The organism is Amycolatopsis sp. NPDC114505, from assembly GCF_055633615.1.
This window is the reverse complement of the sequence record NZ_JBVKDV010000001.1, coordinates 1,305,294-1,322,293: the sequence shown is the minus strand read 5'-3', so window position 1 is coordinate 1,322,293 and position 17,000 is coordinate 1,305,294. Positions and strand designations below refer to the sequence as shown.

The following is a 17,000-nucleotide window of genomic DNA, read 5'->3' as shown; positions in this document are numbered from 1 at the left end:
GGGTTTCTCCTTCAATTCCGTGTCTGTTCAGTAGGTCTGGTGCCGCGACGCTGCGGCCCGCGCCGAGTGGCTCAGGTCTCCGGACCCTGCCGTTCGGCCTGTTCGTGCGCGATCAGCTCGTTGAGCCAGCGCACCTCCCGCTCGCTGGTCTCCAGTCCCAGCCGGTGCAGCTCGCGGGTGTAGCGATCGATCTTCTCCTCGGCCCTGGCCAGAGCCGCCCGCATACCCTCACGGCGTTCTTCGACGCGGCGGCGGCGGCCCTCGAGGATCCGCATCCGCACGTCGGCCGGGGTTCGCGAGAAGAAGGCCAGATGGACGCCGAACCCCTCGTCGTCCCAGGTCTGCGGCCCGGCGTCGCCGAGCAGCTCACCGAAGCGCTCCTTGCCCTCCGCGGTGAGCTTGTAGACCCGCCGCCCGCGCCGCGACCACGCCCGGTCGTCGGCCTCGTCCAGCTCTTCGACCAGGTACCCGGCCCGCAGCAGCTTCCGCAGGGTCGGGTACAGCGAGCCGTACGAGAACGTCCGCAGCGTGCCGAGCGTCTCGTGCAGCCGCTTGCGCAGCACGTACCCGTGCATGGGCGCTTCGTGCAGAAGACCGAGGATCGCGAACTCCAGCACAGCGCACCCCCTTCCGGGAACAAACCGAGACGACGGGCGTTGCTCCGAACGATCGCCTCGATCCAACCTACTCAGCCACTATATCGCGCCGATACATCGAAGTGGCGAAGCTAACGAGCCCGCTCACTCTGGAGTGGGCGAAATTCACCGGAGAGTTATCGAACGTCCGGCGTGTCCCCACCGGGTCGCTCACCAGCCGCGCTAGGGGGCGTGGACGACACAGGAAGAGCCCGTACTCTGTCCTGGTGATTAACCAGCGGCAGGTCGTGGACTACGCGTTGCAGCGCCGTGCGCTGCTCGCCGAAGTCCGCTCCGGGCGCGTCGGCGGCTACGAAGCCTGCGACGCGAGCCCGTACCTGCTGCGGGCGGCGAAGTTCCACGGCCGGGCCGGTGACCAGCCCTGCCCGATCTGCCGCCAGGAACCGCTGACCCTGGTGTCCTGGGTCTACGGTGACGAACTCAAGCACGTCGCGGGCTCGGCGAGGACCCCCGAAGAGCTGGCCAGGATGGCCGGCCTGTTCGCCGAGTTCACCGTGTACGACGTCGAAGTGTGTCGGGCGTGCCACTGGAACCACCTGGTCCGGTCGTACGTCCTCGGTACGGGGGAACCGGCCGACGGTCCGCGAAGGACCGCAGGCCGGTGAGCTGGATCACAACCGCTGAAGAGCGCAGAACGGCGCGACACCGGGCGCCGGTCTGGGAGGCCCATTCGTGAACGACGACCGCAACCGCTCCTGGCCCGGCCAGGAGCCAGATGCACCTCGCCGTGCCCAACAGGGCCCGCGGCCGGGGGACGACGCCGGACCGGCGTGGCCCGGCGAAGAAGCCCCCCGGCGGCCACGTGGTGAGTCGGCGCAGCGCGGTACGCCCCCTCGGGGCAACCCGCGCGGCGGCGGTGCGCCCGAGTGGCCGTCCGGCGACGAAGGCGGCCCCCAGTGGCCCGGCGAAGAGCCGGCGCGACGGCCGCAGCGCCCGCGTCAGCAGGGTCAGCAGGGCATGCCGCCCCGCCGGGCCGTCCCGCCGCCCGGCCAGCGCGCCCAGCAGGGCCCGCCGGGGTCGCCGCCGCAGGGCTTCCGCCAGCCGGGCAACCGGCCGGTGCCGCCGCCGGGCCGCGAACCGGACCTGATCACCCACCACGCGCACAACGGCACCGATGACGTCGGCCGCGACCCGTACGACGACGGCTACGACGACGCCGCGTTCAACGAGTTCGCCGACGACATCGAGCCCCAGGACGAGCTCGACGAAAACGGCAAGAAGGTCCTCACGCCGGCGCAGCGCAAGAAGCGTCGCTGGAAGATCATCCGGCGGGTGGCGTACGCCTTCGTCGGGCTGTTCTTCGTGGTCCCCGCGATCGCGTTCGTCATCACCTACTTCCTCGTCGACGTGCCGACGCCGGAGAGCATCAAGTCGCTGCAGAACCAGCCGATCACCTACTACGACGCCGGTGGCCAGGTGATGGGCCGGGAGCTGCCCCCGGGCGGCGACCGGCAGCTGCTCAAGCCGGGCGAGGTGCCCGACGTCGTCAAGCACGCGGTGTACTCCGCCGAGGACGCGACGTTCGAGACCAACTCGGGCTTCGACGTCACCGGCATCCTGCGCGCGGTCTTCAACCAGGTCTCCGGCGGCCAGGGCGGTGGTTCGACCATCTCCCAGCAGTACATCAAGCAGGCGACGCAGAACGACGCCCCGACGCTGACCCGCAAGTGGACCGAGCTGGCCAAGTCGTTCAAGATGAACAACCAGCAGTCCAAGGAAGAGATCATCACTTCCTACCTGAACATCGTCTACTTCGGCCGCGGGGCGAACGGCATCCAGGCGGCCGCCAAGGCCTACTTCAACAAGGACGCCAAGGACCTCAACGCGTCGGAGGCCTCCCTGCTGGCCGGCCTGATCCAGGGCCCCGGCCGCTCGGAGAACCAGGCGTACGCCCAGAAGCGCTGGGCGTACGTGATGGACCAGATGGTCGCCAACAAGTGGCTCCGCGCGGACGAACGCGCCACCTTCCAGTACCCGACGCCGATCGCGAAGAACGCGAACAAGGAACAGAACTCGGGCAAGCTCACCTACCAGGTCCAGCAGCGGATCAAGGACGAGCTGGCGGCGAAGGGCTACGACGAGAACAAGCTGTTCTCCAGCGGCGCCAAGATCTACACGACGATCGACCCGGCCGCCCAGGAAGCCGCGGAGAAGGCCACCGCGGACGGCATGAAGGGCCAGACCGACGAGAACCTGCTGAACGCGCTCGTCGCGGTCGACCCGAAGACCGGCGGGGTCCTCGCCTACTACGGCGGGCCGGAGCTCGTGAAGGACGCCAACGGCAAGGACCAGATCGGCCAGGACCGCGCCAACCAGGCCAGAAACCCGGGTTCGTCGGTGAAGGCGTTCGACCTCACGGCGTTCCTCAAGATGGGCAAGGGCCTCGGCGAGACGTTCGACGGCTCGAACAACCGGGTGCTCGGCGGCCGCACGGTCCGGAACGCGGGTGACAGCGCCAGCTGCGGCAAGGACTGCACCGTGGCGAAGGCGATGGAGATCTCGGCGAACACCGTGTTCTACGACATGGTCCTGAACGTGACGAAGCCGTCGCGGGTCGCGGAAGCGGCGAAGGAAGCCGGGGTCAAGATCGCGCCGGACGGCAAGAGCGTCCTCTACACCGACGACAACAACATCTCGCTCGGTGGTGGTGGCACGGCCGTGACGCCGGAGGACATGGCGGCCGCGTACGCGTCGTTCGCCAGCGGCGGCACGTACCACGAGCAGCACTTCGTCGCGAAGCTGACGAACAACCAGGACGAGGTGGAGTTCGACCAGAACAACATCAAGACCAACCCCGCGTTCGACGACGACGCGTCGAAGAGCCAGCAGATCGCGGGCAACGTCACCGAGGCGCTGGTGCCGGTCATCGACCACTCGAAGCTGAAGTGCCCGAGCGGCCACGAGTGCGCCGGCAAGACGGGTACGCAGCAGTACACGGCGAAGGCCGGCGACCCCTCGTCGTACAACGACCGCAACGCGCAGACGTGGATGGTGGGGTACACGCCGTCGGTGTCGGCCGCGGTCTGGGTCGGCGGCGACGGCAACAAGCCGCTGCACGACCCGAAGAACAAGCCGATCTTCGGTGCGACCATCGCCGGTCCGACGTGGCAGAACTTCATGAACCTCTACCTCAAGGGCAAACCGGCGGAGAAGTTCGACAAGGTGGCGGCGATCGGCAAGGACGTCAACGACGTGACGACGACGCCGTCGAAGCCGTCCGAGACGCCGAGCATCACGACGACGCCGACCACCCCGGAGTCGTCCGAGAGCACCGAGCCGTCCAACACCGACACGACCACGCCGCGGACGAGCCGGACCCGCCCCGGCCCGGGTGAGACGCCGACGTTCCCGCTCGGCAACACCTCGGGTGGTGGTGGCGGGGTCGCCCGGCCGCCGGGCGCCGGGCCCGGCTAGAAACGTCCTCCTTCAGGGCCTTCCGCACACTCGCGGAGGGCCCTGAAGCGTTTCAGGAAGATCGTTTCGGCAACCCCCGCGTTTCTCGTGCGTCCCTTCCTAGAGGGGGTGGCGACTGTCGCTGCCCGCGCACACTGGAGGACTGCCCCGTGTCCGACGATCGATCCCGCTCCTGGCCCGGCCAGGGTCCCGATCCGCGCCGTCGCGCACCCCAGGGTCCGTACGGCCAAGGTCAAGGCCAGGGCCCGCGCCGGCCCGTGCCCCCGCCGCCCGGCCGGCCGCAGCCCCAGCAGCCGCCGCGGACGCCGCCGCGCGGGTACCGGCCCGAGCCGCCGCCGATGAGCGGTGGCCCCGAGCTGATGACGCACCACTCCTACGAGGAGCCGGACGGCTACGACGAGCACGACGTCGAGCCGGACGAAGACGGCAAGCCGGTCCTCACGCCGGAACAGCGCAAGAAGAGACGCTGGAAGATCATCCGTCGGGTGGCGTACGCCTTCGTCGCGCTGTTCTTCGTGGTGCCCGCGATCGCGTTCGTCATCACGTACTTCCTGGTCGACGTGCCGTCGCCGACCGAGGTCGCGCAGAACCAGAGCCAGGCGGTCACCTACCTCTTCGCCGACGGCTCGCCGATGGGCAAGGACGTCCCGCGCGGCGGCAACCGGGTGCTGCTGACGCCGGAGCAGATCCCCGACGTCATGAAGCACGCGGCGATCGCGACCGAGGACGACTCGTTCGAGACCAACTCCGGCTTCGACGTCGGCGGCCTGCTGCGCGCGGTGTACAACCAGGCCACCGGCGGCGCGGGCGGCGGTTCGACGATCTCGCAGCAGTACATCAAGAAGGCCACCGACAACGACGCCCCGACGTTGACGCGCAAGTGGACCGAGCTGGCCAAGTCCTTCAAGATGAACCAGACGTACGAGAAGAAGGACATCATCACCGCGTACCTGAACATCATCTACTTCGGGCGCGGGGCGTACGGGGTCGGCGCGGCGTCGCAGGCCTTCTTCCACAAGGAAGCCAAGGACCTCAGCTTCTCGGAGGCCGCGCTGCTCGCCGGCCTGATCCAGCAGCCGGGCCGGTCGGAGAACCCCAAGGTCGCGAACGACCGCTGGAACACCGCGCTCGACCGGATGGTGAAGAACAACTACATCTCCGCGGCCGACCGCGCGGCGGCGCAGTTCCCGACGCCGATCCCGCTCGAGGACAGCAAGCAGCAGGCCGGCGCGCCGCCCGCGTTCGTCGTCCAGCAGGTGAAGGACGAGCTGGCCGCGCACGACATCCCCGAGGACCGCTACTACTCCGGCGGTTTCGTGGTGCAGACGACGATCGACCCGAAGGCGCAGCAGGCCGCGGAGGAGGCCGCCACGGACGCGATGAAGAACCAGGTGGACGACAACCTGCTCAACGCGCTCGTCGCCGTCGACCCGAAGACCGGCGGCGTGCTCGCCTACTACGGCGGCAAGCCGATCGTGCAGGTCAACGGGCAGGACCAGGCCGGCCGTGACTGGGCGGACACGCCGCAGAACCCCGGCTCGTCGATGAAGCCGTTCGACCTCACGGCGTTCCTCAAGATGGGCAAGGGCCTCGACGCGACGTTCGACGGCTCCAACAACCGCACGTTCGACGGCCGCGTCGTGCGCAACGCCGGCCCGGGCAGCAGCTGCTCGCAGAAGTGCACCGTCGCCGAAGCGATGGAACGCTCGGCGAACACGGTGTTCTACGACATGGTCCTCAACGAGACCAAGCAGGGCCCGGTCAAGGACGCGGCGCGCGAAGCCGGCGTGAAGACGAAGAACGACGACGGCGGCCAGTCGATCATTTCGACCAAGGACAACAACATCTCCCTCGGCGGTGGCGAAACCCAGATCACGCCGCTGGACATGGCCTCGGCGTACGCGACCTTCGCGGCCAACGGCGAGCAGCGGGGCCGGCACTTCGTGCTGAAGGTGACCAACGGGCAGAGCGAAGTCGCCTACGAAGCCTCGACCGACTCCAAGTCGGCGTTCGACAGCGACTCGGACAAGAGCCGCCAGATCGCCGGGAACGTGACCGAAGCGCTGAAGCCGGTCATCGGGTTCTCGAAGCTGAAGTGCCCCGCCGGCCACGAGTGCGCCGGCAAGACCGGGACGCAGCAGCACACGAAGGTCGCGGGCGAGCCGTCCTGGGCGGCGAACGCGAACTCGCAGACGTGGATGGTCGGGTACACGCCGTCGGTCTCGGTGGCGGCGTGGGTCGGCGGCGACGGCAACAAGCCGCTGCACGGCAAGAACAACTCGCCGATCTACGGCTCGACGATCGCCGGCCCGATGTGGCAGAAGTTCCTCTCGCTGTACCTGACCGGCAAGCCGGGTGAGCGGTTCGACAAGGTCGACCGCATCGGCGGCGAGGTGCCCCCGCCGCCGTCGTCGGACGTGGTCACGACCACGGACGCGACGCCGACGGACGAGAACCAGGACAACGGCGGCGACCAGGGCGACAACGGTGGTGACAACAACGGCCACGGCCAGTCGTCCTCGCCGGAAAGCACACCGAAGCACACGAAGACGCCGACGTCGAAGGAAACTCCGACGAAGACCGACGAGCCGGAGAACTAGACCGGGACTGAACCACGGTGGGCCGCGGTCCGTGTGCCTACGAGAGGACTGCGTCCGCAGCCCACCGTGGAGGACGGCCCGTGAACAACGACCGCACGTCACCCGGCCGGCGGCCCGACCCACGTCGTCGCCGGACCCGGCGGCCGGTGCCCCGCAGCGGGCTGCTGGGCGCCGAGCCGGAGCTGATCACCCACCACGCGCACAACGGCACCGAGCCGGACATCGATCCGCCGACCGTGCCGATCCTGCGGCCGCGTCCCGGGCAGCCGCCGCGCCGGCCGCGGCCGCTCACCGACGGGGACCTGCGGAAACGGCGGTGGCGGCGAGTCCGGCGGATCGCCTACGTCATCGCCGGGCTGTTCTTCGCCGTTCCCGCGGTCGCGTTCCTCGTCACCTACTTCGCCGTCGACGTCCCCTCGCCGGAGACGGTCGCGCAGGCGCAGGGCCAGGCCGTGACCTACCTCTACAGCGACGGCACCGAGATGGGCAAGGACGTGCCCACCGGCGGAAACCGGCAGATCCTGGCCGCGAACCAGATCCCGGACGTCGTGAAGAAAGCCGTGATCGCGACCGAGGACGCGTCGTTCGAGACCAACTCGGGCTTCGACGTCGGCGGCATCCTGCGGGCGGCGTACAACCAGGTCACCGGCGGTTCCGGTGGCGGGTCGACGATTTCGCAGCAGTACATCAAGAACTCCTCCGGCGACGACGACCCGACGCTGTCGCGCAAGTGGGTCGAGCTCGCGAAGTCGTTCAAGATGAACCAGACCTACGAGAAGGCGGACATCATCACCGCCTACCTCAACATCATCTACTTCGGCCGCGGCGCCTACGGGGTCCAGGCGGCCGCGCAGGCCTACTTCGGCAAGGACGTCGGGCAGCTCGACTACTCGGAGTCCGCGTTGCTGGCCGGGCTGATCCAGCAGCCGGGCCGCTCGGAGAACACCGCCGTCGCGACCGGCCGGTGGAACACCGCGCTGGACCGGATGCTGAAGAACGGCTACCTGACGCCGGCCCAGCGCGCCGCGGCTAAGTTCCCGGCGCCGATCCCGCTGCGCGAGAGCCGGGAAGCGGGTGCGCTGAACCCGTTCATCAAGGCCAAGGTCAAGGCCGAGCTGGCCGCACAGGGCATCGACGAGAAGCAGTACTACTCCGGCGGGTTCCAGGTCTTCACGACCATCGACCCGGTGGCCCAGCAGTCCGCCGAGAAGGCGGTGGCCGAGGGGATGGAAGGGCAGACCGACGACCGGATCCTCGACGCTCTCGTGGCGGTCGACCCGAAGTCCGGCGGCGTGCTCGCGTACTACGGCGGCGACGCGATCGTGAAGGGCCCGAACGGCGAGGACCAGGCCGGCCGCGACTGGGCCGAAGAGCCGCACAACCCGGGTTCGTCGATGAAGCCGTTCGACCTCGCGGCGTTCCTCAAGCTCGGCCGCGGCCTCGACGCGCGGTTCGACGGCACGTCACCGCGGACGTTCCCCGGCGTGAACCTGCCGATCCGCAACGCGGGCGACAGCAGCAGCTGCTCGCAGCAGTGCACGGTCGCGGAGGCGATGCAGCGGTCCACGAACACGGTGTTCTACGACATGGTCCTGAACATCACGAAGCCGTCCGGGGTCGCGGAAGCGGCGCAGGAGGCGGGCATCCGGACGTCCGACAACGGCGGCCGCAGCAAGCTGTTCACCGGCGACAACAACATCTCCATCGGCGGTGGCGGCACCGCCGTGACGGCGGCGGACATGGCGTCGGGCTACGCGACGTTCGCCGCGAACGGCGTCCAGCGCGACCGGCACTTCGTGCAGAAGGTGACCAACGCGAACGGCGAAACGGCGTACGAAGCCAAGGACCGCTCGACCGACGCGTTCGCGGACAACGACGCCCAGAAGAGCGCCCAGATCGCGGGGAACGTGACGGCGGCGCTGGCCCCGGTGATCCAGTTCTCCCGGCTCAGCTGCCCGACCGGCCACGAGTGCGCCGGGAAGACCGGCACGCAGCAGCACACCCCGCAGAACGACGAACCCGCGTCGGCGGCGAACGCGAACTCGCAGACGTGGATGGTGGGCTACACGCCCTCGGTGTCCGCGGCGGTCTGGGTGGGCAGCGACGGCGACAAGGCGTTGCGCGGCCCGAACGGCGCGCCGCTGTTCGGCTCGACCCTGGCCGGGCCGATCTGGGACCGGTTCATGCAGCTGTACCTGTCGGGACGGCCGGGCGAGCGCTTCGACCGCGTGGCCGCGATCAGCTCGCCGCAGGACCGGGTGCAGGTGCAGGTCCAGCAGCCACAGCAACCGGACCCGCGCGACCAGCAGGACCCGCGTGGGCAGCAGCAGCAACAGCAGCAGCCCGGGAACCGGCAGGACCAGCTGGACCAGTTCCGCCAGTTCCAGCAACGGCTCCAGGAGCTGCAGGACCAGCAACGTGGCCGAAGGAGGCCGTGACGTCGGAGCTGGGGGACACCGACGTCACGGCCAGTCCGGGGGTCAGAGCTTGATGACCGTTCCTTCGACTCCCGAGCGGTGCGCGGCCTCGATCACGCGCAGGGCTTCGACCGACGACTCGGGATCGACCGGGAAGTCGCCTTCGCCCCGCAGCGCGTCGCGCACCTGGGCGTAGAACTGCTCGTAGCGGCCCGTCTCGGTGGGCACCGTCTTGAGGTCGTTGCCGACGCCGATCTTGCCCGCGTCCGACGCGGGCTCGACGCCCCAGCTGTCGTCGCCGGGGCGCATGCCCGCCTTGATCTGGGGTTCCTGCACGTCGAGTCCGTACTTGGTGAACGTCGCCTGGTCGCCGAGCACGCGGAAGCGGGGGTTCAGGGTGCCCGCGAGCGCCGACGCCCACAGGTGCGACCGGACGCCGTTGGCGTGCTTCAACGCGACGAACACGTCGTCGTCGACCTGGACGCCGGCCCGGCGGCGATCGGTCTCCGAGTAGACCTGCGTGACCGGGCCGAACAGCTGCAGCGCCTGGTCGACGATGTGCGCGCCGAGGTCGTAGAGCAGGCCGCCGGCTTCGGCCGGGTCGCCGAACTCGCGCCAGTTGTCCTTCGGCTTCGGCACCCAGCGGTCGTAGCGGGACTCGAAGCGGAACACCTCGCCGAGCTTCCCGGACTCCAGGACCTTCCGGACGGTGAGGAAGTCGGAGTCGAGGCGGCGGTTCTGGAAGACCGTCAGGCCGACGCCCGCCGCCTTCGCCGCGGCGACGACCTGCTCGGCCTCCAGCGCGGTCGGCGCGAACGGCTTGTCGACGACCACCGGCAGGCCGGCCTCGATCGCCCGCAGCGCGAGCGGCACGTGCGTGCGGTTGGGGGTGCTGACCACGACGAGGTCGAGGTCGCCGGCCCGCTCGAACAGCGCGTCGGCGTCCGGCACGATCTCCGCGCCCGGGTGGTCGGTGCGCGCCTGGACCGCGTTGCCCGACGTCGTGATCACCGCCGGCGTCAGCCCGGGGGTCGCCGCCACCAGCGGTGCGTGGAACACGCGTCCGCCGATGCCGTACCCGAGGATGCCCACCCGCAAGTCACTCATGCGGCCCATTAAACAACACTGTTGCGTAATTGGCCAGACATGGGAAGATCCTCTTCATGGCGGACACCGGGGTGAACCTGCGCAACGTGCGCGAACACAACCGCGCCCTGCTGCTCACGCACATCCTGCGCGCCGGCGGCCTCAGCCGCGTCGAGCTGGCCGAACGCACCGGGCTCACCCAGCAGGCCGTTTCCAAGATCGTGCCCGAACTCCTCGACGCCGGCCTGCTGGACGAGCAGCGCCAGCCGTCGGCCGGGGTCGGCAAGCCCCGCACGCAGCTGACCATCCGCGCCGGCGCCCGCCACGCGCTCGGCGCGCGCCTCGACCGCGACGAGTTCCGCGTGCTGCGCACCAACCTCATCGGCGAGGTCGAGGAGACGGCAGGCGGCCCGCTCCCGGCCGGTTTCACCCCCGAGCAGGCCGTCGAGGCCATCGGCACCGCCGCGCTCGAGCTCGCCGACGGCTTCGACGTGCTGGGCCTCGGGCTCGGCGCGGTCGGCCCGCTGGACCACCTCGCCGGCCTGGTCCGCGACGCGACGAACATGCCGGGCTGGCACGACGTCCCCCTTCGCGACCTGCTCGAGAAGCGCACCGGCCTGACCGTGACGCTCGACAAGAACACCAATTCGGCCGCCTTCGCCCAGCTCTGGCCGCACGGCGAGCCGACGGCGACGGCGGTGGTGCTCGTCGGCACCGGGATCGGCGTCGGCCTGCTGATCGACGGACGCCTCTACCGCGGCCCGCGGACCAACGCGGGTGAGTTCGGGCACACCACGATCGCCTACGACGGGCCGGTCTGCGCCTGCGGGCGGCGCGGCTGCGTCGAGATCATGGTCAAGCAGGCGGCCGATACGCGGACCGCCGCCGGCTTCCTCGGGATCGGCCTCGCGGACCTCGTCCAGGTGCTCGACCTCGAGCGGATCGTGCTGGCCGGACGCGCCGTGCGGGACGAACCGGGCACGTACCGTGACGCCGTTTCGGAACGGCTCGAGGAGCTGTTGCCGCTGCCGCACTGGCAGCGCATCGACGTCGTCGAGGACGCCTTCGGCGAGGAGATCGTCACGCGCGGAGCCGCCGCGGAGGTCCTGGCCTCGTACTACGCGAATCCGGCATGATCACCGCCTTCACCTCGGTGGCGGGCGCCGACCGCTAACATCCGCACTCGTGCCAGAGGAGACCACGCACGAGCCGGACCCCGGCCCCGTGACGCTGAGCCGGGCGGACCGGGTCGTCCCGAGCTGGAACGAGCCGCTCGCGGCGGCGGTCACCAGACCCATCGGCGGCCCGCTCGGCGAGCACGCGGCGGTCGGCAGGCACTGGTTCTGGTCGCCGCAGCGCGTCGGCCTGCTGCTGGCCACGATCGCGCTGATGCTCTGCTGGTTCGGCAAGGGCTCCTGCATCCAGCAGTACCAGGACTCCAGCGGCGCCACCCAGCTCGACTGGCGGGCGGGGCGCCCGTTCGTCGCGATGTGCTACTCCGACATCGTGCCGCTCTACAGCTCCGAGCGGCTCGACCGGCCGAGCACCTTCCCGTACTACACGTCGTGGAAGGAGAGCTCGCAGACCGCGGAGAACGACACCCGGTACATGGAGTACCCGGTGTTCACCGGCCTCTTCCAGTGGGCGAACGCGAGGCTCGCGGCGGGCTGGTCGGCCGTCGCCGAAAGCGGCTGGCTACCCGGTGGCCTGCCGGTCGCGATCTACTTCGACCTCACGGCGTTGTTCCTGGCGATGGCCTGGCTGGTCACCGTCTGGGCGACCGGCCGGACGATGAAACGCCGGCCGTGGGACATGGTGCTGGTGGCGGTCTCGCCGCTGGTGCTGGTGCACGCCTTCACGAACTTCGACGCGATCGCGACCGCGTTCACCGCGACCGGCCTGCTGGCCTGGGGACGCAAGCGGCCGCTGCTCGCCGGGCTCCTGCTCGGCCTGGGCGCGACGGCGAAGCTCTACCCGTTGTTCCTGCTCGGCGTGCTGTTCGTGCTGTGCCTGCGCGCGGGGAAGCTGACGCCGTTCTGGAAGACCGCGGCCGCCACCGTCGTGACGTGGCTGGCGGTGAACGCGCCGTTCATCCTCACCGCGACCCGCGGCTGGTGGGAGTTCTTCCGGATGAACACGCTCCGGCCGATGGACCCGGACTCGCTGTACAACGTCATCTCCTACGCCACGGGCTGGGCCGGCTTCGACGGCGTGCTGCAGAAGAACCAGACGCCGGCGTACCTGAACCTCACGGTGGCCGTGCTGTTCCTGGCCTGCTGCGCGGGCATCGCCTACATCGCGCTCGCGGCGCCGAGACGGCCGCGCGTCGGCCAGCTCGCGTTCCTCGTCGTGGCCGCGTTCCTGCTGACGAACAAGGTGTGGAGCCCGCAGTACTCGCTGTGGCTGGTGCCGCTGGCGGTGCTGGCGATCCCGCGCTGGCGGCTGCTGCTCGACTGGATGCTGATCGACGCGCTGGTCTGGGTGCCGCGGATGTTCTACTACCTCGGCGTCGACCACAAGGGCCTGCCGGAAGGCTGGTTCCTCAGCACGGTCGTGGTCCGCGACCTGGCCGTGGTCGCGTTGTGCGTGCTGGTGGTGCGCGAGATCTACCGCCCGGGCACCGACCTCGTCCGCATCGACGGCGACGACGACCCTGCCGGCGGCTTCCTCGACGGCGCCCGGGACGCGATCATCCCGAACGCCGTCCGGCGCCGCCGCAAGGCCGTGGCTGTCTAGCCCAGCTGTTCGCGCAGGTAGGCGATGTCGGCGGCCTGGCCGTCGGCCGGGGTCTCGACGATGACCGGCGCGCCCGCCTCGCGGGCGACGGCGACCAGCGCCTCGGGGTCGATCGTGCCCTCGCCGTGCACGACGCTGGCGTGCCGGTCGCGGGTCGAGCCGAACTCGTCGCGGGAGTTGTTGAGGTGCACCAGGTCGATCCGGCCGGTGATGGCCTTGACCTTCTCAACGGCGGTCGCGAGGTCCCAGCCCGCGGCGAACGCGTGGCAGGTGTCCAGGCAGAACCCGGCGCCGAACTCGCCGACCTTGTCCCACAGCCGGGCGATGACCTCGAGGTCGCGGGTGATCGCGTTCTCGCCGCCGGCGGTGTTCTCGATCAGGACCGGGACCTTGAAGCCGCCCTTCTCCTGCTCGCGCTCGAAGAGCTTGCGCCAGTTGTCGAGGCCGGCCTCGACGTCGTCGTTGTCGCCGACGTGCCCGCCGTGCACGATCAGGCCCTTCGCGCCGATGGCCGCCGCACCGTCCGCGTGCTGCGTGACGTTCTTGCGGGAGGGGATCCGGATCCGGTTGTTCAGCGAAGCCACGTTGATGAGGTAGGGAGAGTGGATGAACACCTCGACGGGGTCGGCCGCGATGGCCTCGCCGTGGGGGTGTGGCTTCGGGGCCTTCCAGCCCTGCGGGTCCGAGAGGAAGAACTGGACGACGTCGGCTTTGCGCTCGGCGACCGCGGTCAACGGGTCGTCGTCACGGACATGGGCGCCAATCAGCATGCCGAGCACGCTACTCCGGGTGCTTCTTTCCCCTGTGGGACCGGTTGGTGACGCTCGTGGAGTACCGTGAGCGCGTTCCGTGATCCAGATTGGGCCGACTGCCGGAGGGCATCGATGGGGAAGCAGTTCACTCGGATCACCGCACTGGGGTTCACTCTCGCCGCTTCGGCCGCTTTCGCGATGCCGGGCGTGGCGAGCGCCGCCCCCAGCCCGACCCTCGGCGGCGACTGCGGGGCCACGCTGCAGAACGGCCAGGCCCGCGACGCCAAGACCGGACTCCTCCTCGACGCCGGCGCCCCGCTGAACGCCCCGGACCGGCTGACCGTCGGCCTCGACTCCAGCGCGAAGAACACGAACGGCTCGAAGCCCCTCCTCACGCTTCCGGTGGGCGACGCGGTGCGCGCGCTCGGCGTCGGCGAAGTGCCGGTGGTCGGCGACGCGGCGGCGAAGGCCGTCTGCCCGGCCGCGCAGGGTGTGGTGAACACCGTCGGCGGCGTGACGCAGGGCGTGGCGAGTGAACTCCCGCCGCTGACCCCGCCCCCGCCGGGTCAGACGCCGCCGGGGCAGACACCCCCCGGTCAGACGCCGCCGGGGCAGACCCCGCCCGGTGACAGCACGGGCCCGGTGACCACCGGTCCCGGTGGCGCGAGCCTGCCGGGCGACGCGATTTCGGGCATCTACAGCAACGCCTCGCTGCTGCCGGGCAGCCTGGTCCAGGCGCCGGTGATCGCGCAGATCATCCCCGGCCAGCAGGTCCCGACGGTCGACGAGCAGAAGTCCGGCACGGCCGAGGCGCTCCCGGGCGTGACACCGCCGGCGAAGCTGCCGATGCTGCTCGCGGTGCTGGCACTGGCGATCGTCGCCGCGGCACTCGTCCGGGCCTGGATCCGCCGCAAGCCTGCCTGACCTCACCGACGGTGACCCCGCTTCCACTCGAATGCCGGACATTTCTGAGCGAGCGGGCGTCACCGTGCTGCCTTAACGTCGTTGTCCTGGGCAGAGGCAACGAGACAAGGGGCGGCGAGCATGCGGGATCGGACACGGAGGGCAACGGCGGTCGGTGCGACGGCGTTCGTCCTCGCTGGTTCGGCTGTGCTCGGCATGCCCGGCACCGCTTCCGCGGGTGAGACGAAGTCGGCGCCCTGCGGCGGCTCGGTGACCGCGAAGCCCGGCGACACGGTCCAGGGCACCACCCCGCTGCTCGGCATCCCGCTCGACCTCGGCGTGGTCACCGAAGGCACCAAGGTGCTGACCGGGACGATCAACGCCATCCTCGGCACGCTCTGCAAGGTCACCGTGACCGTCGTGAACACGGTCGTCTCGCCGGTGCCGGTGATCGGCGCGCCGGCCGCGAGCGCGATCAACCAGGGCGTCGAGGGCCTGACCAGCGGTGCCCAGCAGGGTCTGAGCGGCGGCAAGCAGGCGTCGCCGCAGCCGGGTACCGGTGGCAACCCGCAGCAGCCGCCGGCCCAGGGCGGGACCGGGGGCGCGCCGCAGGGTGGCACCCCGCAGGGCACCACGCCGATCCCCGACGCGAACAGCCCGCTGCTGCCCGGCTTCTCGGGCAGCCCGATGTTCGGCGGCTTCCCGTTCAGCATCGGCACGGGCTACGCCCCGATGCGCGACTACGGCGGCATCCCGTTCGCGACGGCCGGGCTGTTCACGCCGTCGCCCGCCATCCGGTACGGCAGCCAGATCCCGGGGTACGCGCCGCAGTACGGCCTCACCGGACCCGACCAGCCCGCGACCGGCAACGCCGGCATCCAGACGGCGGGCCAGGCCGAAGCGCTGCCGTCCGCGTCCGACGGCTTCACGGACGCGTCGAACTTGCCGCTGCTGATCGCGGTGCTGGCACTCTCCGGAGTCAGCGCCGGCCTCGTGCGGACCTGGGTGATCCGCCGAATGGCCGCTGCGAATTGACCCGACTGCCGAGTATCTTTCACGTACCTTCTTCGTTGACCCTGTTGTTCAGGACGACGTCTCGATAACCCCAGATGACCCCACGGAGGACAGTGCTCGTGCGGAAGTTCTTGACCGTGACCGCCCTTGCCGCCTTCGTCACCGGTAGCGCTTTCCTTTCCGCCAGCACGGCTTCGGCGAGCCAGCAGGTCGTGAGCACCAGCTGCACCGGCACGGTCACCGGCCAGATGGGCGACTCGGTGGCGATCGACGGGGCTTCGGTCAAGACCCTCGTGACGAACGGCGCGAACAACGCCGGCACGCTCGCGATCGGCAGCTGGGCCGGCGACTCCGTCGCCAAGAACCACGCGATCCCGGTCGGGCAGGTGCCGAACTCCGCGGGCGGCGAGGCGACCGGAGCCGCGATCGGCAAGGCGGTCCGCACCGCGCTGGCCGACTCCGGCACCTGGGGTCTCGGCCTCGACTGGAACAAGACGCTGAACAGCGTGGAGAGCACGGTCGCGAAGGGCTGCAACCTCACCTTGCTCGCCGCCAACTACGTCGCGCCGAGCACTCCGGGTCAGCCGGGCACCGGCACCTCGGCGGGCGGCACGGGCACCACGCCCGGCGGCTCCTCCGGCAACCTCTCGAACCTGAACCCGGGCACCGCCGGCGGCACGGGCGGCAGCGCGCCGATGCGCGACTACGGCGGCATCCCCACCGCGACCGCCGGCACGGCCGTCGCCCCGGGTGCGCGTTACCCGGCCAACGGCACGCTCCCCGGTGACGCCTCCGCGCCGCAGGGCGACACGGGTGCCCAGAGCGGCCAGGGTGCCGACGTCCGCGACGCGGGCAACGCCCAGTCGCTCGCTTCGCCCGGCTCGTCCGACGACGTCCAGCTGCCGATGCTGCTCGCGGTGATCGTGCTCGCCGGGGTCACCGCCGGGCTCGTCCGCACCTGGGTCCTGCGCCGCGCGAGCTGACCCCGCCGTCGGGTCCCCGAGGCCCCTCCAGGTAGCCTTACCTGGACAAACCCTCCTGCCACGGACAGTCCGTGGCCGCGAGCCCATAGGAGGTGAGTGGTTGTGTCACGCCATTACGAGGTAATGGTCATCCTGGACCCCACGCTCGACGAGCGCACGGTCGCCCCCACGCTGGACAACTTCCTCAACGTGATCCGCACTTCGGGCGGTTCCGTGGAGAAGGTCGATGTCTGGGGCCGTCGTCGCCTTTCGTACGAGATCAAGAAGCACGCCGAGGGCATCTACGCGCTCCTCGACCTGAACTCGTCCTCGGACGCGGTGAAGGAGCTGGACCGCCAGCTGTCGCTGCAGGAGACCGTGCTCCGCACCAAGGTCATGCGTCGCGAGATCAAGCGCGCCGCGGCCAAGCCGCCCGTCGCCGCCAAGGCCTGAGCCGAAG

The 17,000-nt window shown here is 70.2% G+C and carries 13 protein-coding genes; 10 read left to right on the top strand and 3 right to left on the bottom strand.

Annotated features, from left to right (window positions below; translation table 11 throughout):
* Positions 1–71 precede the first annotated feature (71 nt).
* The gene (locus ACZ7OU_RS06685; RefSeq protein ID WP_103353893.1) at positions 72–617 is read right to left on the bottom strand and encodes a PadR family transcriptional regulator; all 546 of its coding nucleotides are present in this window, start codon (positions 615–617) and stop codon (positions 72–74) included.
* A 245-nt stretch (positions 618–862) separates the two neighbouring features.
* Here ACZ7OU_RS06685 and ACZ7OU_RS06680 point away from each other — a divergent pair, with 245 nt between their 5' ends.
* The 4 genes from ACZ7OU_RS06680 (at position 863) to ACZ7OU_RS06665 (ending at position 9,108) form a co-directional block, all read left to right on the top strand.
* Positions 863–1,261 carry a DUF5318 domain-containing protein gene (locus ACZ7OU_RS06680; protein ID WP_470240197.1) on the top strand — a complete coding sequence of 133 codons (399 nt, stop codon included), beginning with the start codon at positions 863–865 and terminating at the stop codon, positions 1,259–1,261.
* Positions 1,262–1,613: 352 nt separating this feature from the next.
* Positions 1,614–4,070: a transglycosylase domain-containing protein gene (locus tag ACZ7OU_RS06675; protein ID WP_470240196.1), complete on the top strand. Its 2,457-nt coding sequence runs from the start codon at positions 1,614–1,616 to the stop codon at positions 4,068–4,070.
* Between the two features lie 149 nt (positions 4,071–4,219).
* Positions 4,220–6,670, top strand: a complete 2,451-nt coding sequence (locus ACZ7OU_RS06670; RefSeq protein WP_470254452.1) for a transglycosylase domain-containing protein — start codon at positions 4,220–4,222, stop codon at positions 6,668–6,670.
* Between the two features lie 80 nt (positions 6,671–6,750).
* Entirely contained in the window at positions 6,751–9,108 is a 2,358-nt protein-coding gene (locus ACZ7OU_RS06665) for a transglycosylase domain-containing protein (protein ID WP_470254451.1), read from the top strand.
* 42 nt (positions 9,109–9,150) lie between these two features.
* On the opposite strand, the gene ACZ7OU_RS06660 is transcribed toward ACZ7OU_RS06665, so the two are convergent.
* On the bottom strand, positions 9,151–10,194 hold the full coding sequence (locus ACZ7OU_RS06660; protein WP_470240193.1) for a Gfo/Idh/MocA family oxidoreductase: 1,044 nt from the start codon (positions 10,192–10,194) through the stop codon (positions 9,151–9,153).
* 56 nt (positions 10,195–10,250) lie between these two features.
* On the opposite strand from ACZ7OU_RS06660, the gene ACZ7OU_RS06655 reads away from it, so the two are divergent.
* Both ACZ7OU_RS06655 and ACZ7OU_RS06650 read left to right on the top strand, forming a co-directional pair.
* Entirely contained in the window at positions 10,251–11,309 is a 1,059-nt protein-coding gene (locus tag ACZ7OU_RS06655) for an ROK family transcriptional regulator (protein WP_470254450.1), read from the top strand.
* A gap of 49 nt (positions 11,310–11,358) precedes the next feature.
* A complete protein-coding gene (locus tag ACZ7OU_RS06650; RefSeq protein ID WP_470254449.1) occupies positions 11,359–12,909 on the top strand; it encodes a glycosyltransferase family 87 protein in 1,551 nt (516 codons plus the stop codon).
* Here ACZ7OU_RS06650 and ACZ7OU_RS06645 read toward each other — a convergent pair.
* Complete coding sequence (locus tag ACZ7OU_RS06645; RefSeq protein ID WP_470240190.1) at positions 12,906–13,679, bottom strand: deoxyribonuclease IV; 774 nt, start codon at positions 13,677–13,679, stop codon at positions 12,906–12,908. The genes ACZ7OU_RS06650 and ACZ7OU_RS06645 overlap by 4 nt on opposite strands.
* Positions 13,680–13,793: 114 nt before the next feature.
* Between ACZ7OU_RS06645 and ACZ7OU_RS06640 the strand changes: the two genes are divergently transcribed.
* The 4 genes from ACZ7OU_RS06640 to rpsF all read left to right on the top strand — a co-directional run bounded on the left by ACZ7OU_RS06640 (position 13,794) and on the right by rpsF (position 16,993).
* Positions 13,794–14,585 carry a hypothetical protein gene (locus ACZ7OU_RS06640; RefSeq protein ID WP_470254448.1) on the top strand — a complete coding sequence of 264 codons (792 nt, stop codon included), beginning with the start codon at positions 13,794–13,796 and terminating at the stop codon, positions 14,583–14,585.
* Positions 14,586–14,705: 120 nt separating this feature from the next.
* Positions 14,706–15,599: a hypothetical protein gene (locus tag ACZ7OU_RS06635; protein ID WP_470254447.1), complete on the top strand. Its 894-nt coding sequence runs from the start codon at positions 14,706–14,708 to the stop codon at positions 15,597–15,599.
* Between the two features lie 74 nt (positions 15,600–15,673).
* Positions 15,674–16,561 (top strand): hypothetical protein, encoded by an 888-nt coding sequence (locus tag ACZ7OU_RS06630; protein WP_470254446.1) that lies wholly within the window; start codon positions 15,674–15,676, stop codon positions 16,559–16,561.
* 102 nt (positions 16,562–16,663) lie between these two features.
* A complete protein-coding gene (rpsF, locus tag ACZ7OU_RS06625) occupies positions 16,664–16,993 on the top strand; it encodes a 30S ribosomal protein S6 (protein ID WP_470240186.1) in 330 nt (109 codons plus the stop codon).
* The last annotated feature ends 7 nt before the right edge of the window (positions 16,994–17,000 follow it).

Excerpts from the sequence above, each read along its gene's own strand:
- ACZ7OU_RS06675 (WP_470240196.1), top strand. The coding sequence starts at position 1,614 with ATGCCGCCCCGCCGGGCCGTCCCGCCGCCCGGCCAGCGCGCCCAGCAG.
- ACZ7OU_RS06660 (WP_470240193.1), bottom strand. The coding sequence starts at position 10,194 with ATGAGTGACTTGCGGGTGGGCATCCTCGGGTACGGCATCGGCGGACGC.
- ACZ7OU_RS06655 (WP_470254450.1), top strand. The coding sequence starts at position 10,251 with ATGGCGGACACCGGGGTGAACCTGCGCAACGTGCGCGAACACAACCGC.
- ACZ7OU_RS06645 (WP_470240190.1), bottom strand. The coding sequence starts at position 13,679 with ATGCTGATTGGCGCCCATGTCCGTGACGACGACCCGTTGACCGCGGTC.
- ACZ7OU_RS06640 (WP_470254448.1), top strand. The coding sequence starts at position 13,794 with ATGGGGAAGCAGTTCACTCGGATCACCGCACTGGGGTTCACTCTCGCC.
- ACZ7OU_RS06635 (WP_470254447.1), top strand. The coding sequence starts at position 14,706 with ATGCGGGATCGGACACGGAGGGCAACGGCGGTCGGTGCGACGGCGTTC.
- ACZ7OU_RS06630 (WP_470254446.1), top strand. The coding sequence starts at position 15,674 with ATGACCCCACGGAGGACAGTGCTCGTGCGGAAGTTCTTGACCGTGACC.